Source organism: Aeromonas cavernicola, assembly GCF_002795305.1.
In the GTDB taxonomy this organism is placed as follows: Bacteria; Pseudomonadota; Gammaproteobacteria; order Enterobacterales; family Aeromonadaceae; genus Aeromonas; species Aeromonas cavernicola.
The window spans coordinates 1-4,972 of record NZ_PGGC01000232.1; the positions used below are offsets into that span (position 1 = coordinate 1).

The window sequence follows — 4,972 nt, forward strand, 5'->3', positions numbered from 1 at the left end:
TTAAAAACAGCGCCATACCGGGACCGACACTTAAACCGACAATCACCATAAAAAGGTTCAACCAGCTAAACTCCCTGACCCATTGGCTGGGGCCAACCCAGACCTCGATATAGAGCTGCTCCCAGACCCCAGCCCAGCCCTGACCATGACTGAGCCCTCCTTTAAGATCACCTGGCCCCCAAAATGTAGCCGCAAAGATGGCAAGACCAAATAACCAGAACATATACATCATTTGGGTTTGAAAGAGGGTGCCGCCGGCGCCGCCCAGCTCGATATAGTGGGGCCGCTTGGTGGTGAGCCAGTCGGCGCGGCGGGCGGCGGTCACATTGGTGGCCACCGGCAAGGGGCTTAGCACCAGCTTGTTACTTAAACCGGTTTGATGGGACTGCCCCGCAAAAAAGGGGAAGGGGGATTGACTCATAATGATCCTTACTCACTCGGTAATGGGTCTTACTGGATTACTCGGCCGCCTTTAGAGGGTTGGGGGGGCGAGCAGCGGTTGCAGCAGCGGCATAAAGCGCTCCTTTTGGTAGGCGAAGTTATCGCCCTCCTCCAGCGGTTCGAGCTGATACCAGCCGGGCTCCCCCTCTTGCGGCTCTAAGCCACTGACCGCCTTAAGATCGAGGGAGAAACGCAGCCCCCCTTGTTCATCAAACAGGGTTTGCCCCTCGGCGGTGGTGATCGCCACCGCCAGATTGAGCCAGCGCACCTGAGTCAGGTTAATCTCCCCCAGCAGGTAACCGAGCCCCAACTGGCGATCGGCGCCGCTTAACTGGGGCCAGTCGATATCGAGCTGGCTAGCGAGGTCACCGTCACTGATCGCCATATGGGACCGCAGTGCCTGAGTAATATCGCGCCACTGGCCCTGATAGTGCACCAGCGCCACTAGGCTTATTTGCTGGGGGTCGGCCAGCGGCACCCGCAGCCGCAGGCTGGTCAACTGCGGCACCTCAATCACTTGGTGGTGGGTTGGGTAGCGGCGAGTGTGGGAGACGGGCTCGCAGTGGGCCGCCAGCTGGGGAGTTTGCATCGCCTCTTGCCATTTGCGCAGCTGGGTGGGGTAATCCCACGGCTGGCGGCCGTGGGGCAGCAGCCAGCCCGCTGGCTTGCCCCAGCGGCATTCGCTGACCCAGCGCATTAAGGGCGGCGAGGCGAAAAAGTTATAGGCCAGTTGGCCGCCAAAGATCAGGGCGCTGGCCGCCAGGGTCATCAGGTTAAAGCGGGCAGCAAATGCGGTCACTTCCGCTGCGGCGATCTCCCAAGTGATGGCACCGCGCAAGGCCGCCACACTTAAACCAAAGCCCTTCACCGCAATCTGACCACCGCTATAGGCCGCCAGCCCATCGCCGCCCAAGGTCACCAAGGCGGCGGTGAGCTGCTCCCACTCACCGCGCCGCCAGTGGCGGCTGATCTGGGCCACCTGTTTGGCACCATCTAGCACAGCAGCCACCGCACCTAGACCCGCTGCGGCGGTGGTGGCCAAGGTCACCACCCGGGCAAAGCCCTCTAGCGGGGTATGCGGTGGGCTAGTTAGCCAGCGCCGATAGTGGACGGTGCGGGCCAACTCGCTGCCCAGGGCCAAACCTGCGGCCCCAGCCCCCAAATAAGCAGAGATAATGTCAAATGTTTGTGCTCCAGTCAGGGTCTCTTTATGGGCCAGATCGCTGCTGGTTTTGGCCAGATTGCTGAGGTTGAGCGCCAACGCCACCAAGCCCCAACTGCCCGCCTTGACGGCGCCGCCCCATAAGGCTTGACCGCTGGCATTGCCAAAGGTCACCTGATTACTCAGCGCCTTGCTGGCCAAGATCAGGTGATTGTTGACCTGATCCAGATCGGCGCCATGGGCGCTGATCACCACATGGCCGGAGGAGGAGGGGGCGCTGCCTGCGCTGGGGCGGCTGGCCCTGAGCAAGCTGAACCCCCACTGCCTTAATTGGCGCGCCGCCTTGGCCCGCCGTTGGCGCGCATTTTTAGGGTTGCGCCCCGCCCGCTTCGCGGCGTTAAAGTCCTGGTCGGCCCGTTGATAATCACGGATCGTGTTTTCAATCTCACCGACGGTGCGACCGAGCCACTGCTGATAATCAGCCTCTTGGGTGCCCAATTCGAGGGTTAACTTGGCGTTGTGGGCATGGCCAAGCAGCGCCGCTTTGATGCCGGAGCTGACGCCCCGCAGAGCGCCGTCGATGGCCTGCTGCCCCTGCAACATCCGGTCGTAATGGCTGCGCAGCTCGGTCAGGGTCAGGCGCGATAGCTCGGGTGCCAGCGCATTGACCGAAGCTTGCAGCTCTGCGGGCAGCTCGCCGAGCAGGGCAAAATAGTGGCCATTCATCAGATCCTGAAACTCTTGCAGGCTGTTGGCACTGTCTTGCAGCGCTTTGTATGCCTCGCGCAGAGCGTAGAGGTTATTGCGATCACCCTGCCAAGCCTCGTAGTCCTCTAGGGTGGCAATCTGATCGTGCTGGCTGACCCACAACTGCATATTTTGCTCACCCAAGGTGGCAAAGAAGGCGCTGGCCTCTTGCTGGGTGTCGGGCTGGCCCCCCAAGCCCACCAACCAGCGCAGCTCGATCGCCAACCGCTGCTGAAGGGCGCTGACGACCTCTTTGTCGTAGACCGGCATGGCGCTATATGCGGCGGGCAGCATGGCCACCCGCTCGCGATCAAGCAGGGCGCACGCCTCGCGCCAGCGACTGAGCTGGGGCTGCGCCGAGGCCAGCCAACTGCGCATGGCGGCCTCGTCGATCCGCTCCAAAATACCGCGAGCGGCGCGGATGCCGAGGGTCGATTCGCCAAAGTGCAGGTCTTGTTGCTTGTCGACGGTGTCATCAAACAGCTGTTGCAGCGCAGCAGGTGCCACGCCAATGTCACCGGCCAGCTGTGCCACCTGATCTTGCTGTTTGGCTATGGCGCTAAATGCCGCGCTCTGCTTGCTGGTCGGCCCGCTGTAGCTATTTAGCTGCTGATCGAACACCTCTTTTTTCACCTGTAACTTGGCCGCCCGATATTGCTCGTATTGCGCGGTGATCTTGCCGGGATGCTGTTCGCTGTAGGTGTTCAGTGTTTGTTTGAATTGCGCATCGGGGCTTTTATCCAGCGCGCTCAACATCTGCTGGTCGCTCATCTCGATCAAGCTCAGCAGCTGGATCGCGGCAAAGTAATCGGCCCGGTTGTCGCCCTGCTTCATCCATTGCTCTTCATGGTCGGCCAGCTTGTGATGAGCAAGGGAGAGCTCGGTCATCAACCCGATGGGATCATCGAGCAGCAACACCATGGCATCGCGCTGATAGGCAGGCAGGATCTGACTGGTGACCACGGTGACCGCTTGCTGTTGGGGCGGCTCGCTTGACCAGCACCAGCGCTCATCGGCGGGATGATCACTGACATTGGGCGCGACATCGGCCAGCTGGGTCGCCAGCTGATCGGGCGGCAGCAGGTGGCGGCCCCCCTGTTGGCAATCCACCGCGCCGACCGCGCAGGTTTGCATCATTTTTTTGCGCAAACTGGCGGAGTAGAGCAGCTGGTTTTGCAACTTCGGCGAGATTTTGCTGCGGCTATACAGCACCTCGATGGTGCCGCTCGCCTGCACCACAATCGCTTTGTCTGACTCTTGGTAGACATAACTCTGCTGGCCAGCAGCCGAGGCCAAGGCTTGCTGTTCCAGCTTGCTGACGGTGCCACCCACCCCCAGCCGGTAGACATGGAGGATGTCGGGCCGCTGACTGTGAATGAGGTAAAGGTACGATTCGACCTCGATCAGGCGAGCGCCGATCGGACGAAAGGTCACCTGCTTGCCATATTGGCTGGCCACCGCTGGGTGGCTGGCAGCCTGTTCAACCAAGCCATAACGCACCGGCAGCAACTGTAGTTTGCCTTTTTTCAGCGGGCATGAGCTGGTGGCCGCCATGGCGTCGTCGTGACTGGCGGCGAGGGCGTCTTGGGTTGGGCTACTCATCCTGCTACTCCTTGTTTTTTGTGCGCCGTTTCTGCCAATTCGACCGCGTGAGCGATCCGCTGTGCGGGGGTGTGGGCCGAGTGCTGGATGATCAGGGCATGAATATCAGGGTATTGATTGCCGTCATGCCACTCGGTGCCGATAAAGCCCAACACATTAAAAAAGGAGAGCAGATCCGCCGCGCTGGTAAAGCCGCGCCCGTAGGCCCAATCAGCCCAATAGGCAATCCACTCAGCTTGATTGGCCTGCTGGATCAAGCGGGCCGGAAACCACTTGCGCATATGCTGGGCGATGGTGTCGAGGGTATCGAGCCAGCTCACTTCCCCTAGCCGGGCCCACTGTTGATCGTTTAACCGCAACCGTTCATCTTGCCGCTCGGCTAGGGTATCGCTGACCCGCTTGTGCCACCAATGCACAGGCCCGTTAGGTAATATTTTTTGCCGCACCGGTAACCACACCTGATTGAGACCTTGCCATAACAGCGGGGTGTCATCCACCAGCAGCCGCGCCATCCCCTCCGGCTGCGCCATTTTCAGCAGCACCCGGCTGCCGTAGGGGCTCTCGACCTCGATCACCTGCCGCAGGAGTTCTGCCAGCGGCAGCAACGGCAGATAGCTACTGAGCAGATAACCGGCCTTGGCGGACTGTTGTTGATACCACGCCAGCAACACCGGATTCGCCGCCACCAAAAGAGGGCTCGCCTCACGCAGGCCATCCCACGGGGCATAGAGGTAGATGGGCTGGTAGGCGGGACTGTCGATCAGCTCAAACAGGGTCCGTTCTAGGGCCGGTAGCTGAGCGCCATCGAGCAGCAGATAGAGCCGCTCCCCCGCCGCTAGGGTGATGTCGGGTAACGCAGGGATCATGCCTGCTCCCCCTTGGCGAGTTGTTCGCAGATTTCGCAGACCGGGGCGGCCGATTTCAGGTTGGCCATTTGCTCCGGCGGTTTGACGGCGGCCACTGGCGCTGGCTCGATGGGCAAGCGGCCACCCCAGCCGCTGCCATTGCCGGGGCTGCCGC

At 61.2% G+C, this 4,972-nt stretch carries 2 protein-coding genes and 1 pseudogene; all 3 read right to left on the bottom strand.

What is annotated here, in order from left to right; translation table 11 throughout:
- Window positions 1-421: pseudogene (locus CUC53_RS18105) on the bottom strand (hypothetical protein); the annotation flags it as partial.
- A 51-nt stretch (window positions 422-472) separates the two neighbouring features.
- Window positions 473-3,952: a toxin VasX gene (locus tag CUC53_RS18110; RefSeq protein WP_100295391.1), complete on the bottom strand. Its 3,480-nt coding sequence runs from the start codon at window positions 3,950-3,952 to the stop codon at window positions 473-475.
- Complete coding sequence (locus CUC53_RS18115; protein WP_100295392.1) at window positions 3,949-4,818, bottom strand: DUF4123 domain-containing protein; 870 nt, start codon at window positions 4,816-4,818, stop codon at window positions 3,949-3,951. The genes CUC53_RS18110 and CUC53_RS18115 overlap by 4 nt, the downstream gene beginning before the upstream one ends.
- Window positions 4,819-4,972 lie beyond the last annotated feature (154 nt).

Coding starts and splice junctions, on each gene's coding strand:
- CUC53_RS18110 (WP_100295391.1), bottom strand. CDS start 3,952: ATGAGTAGCCCAACCCAAGACGCCCTCGCCGCCAGTCACGACGACGCC.
- CUC53_RS18115 (WP_100295392.1), bottom strand. CDS start 4,818: ATGATCCCTGCGTTACCCGACATCACCCTAGCGGCGGGGGAGCGGCTC.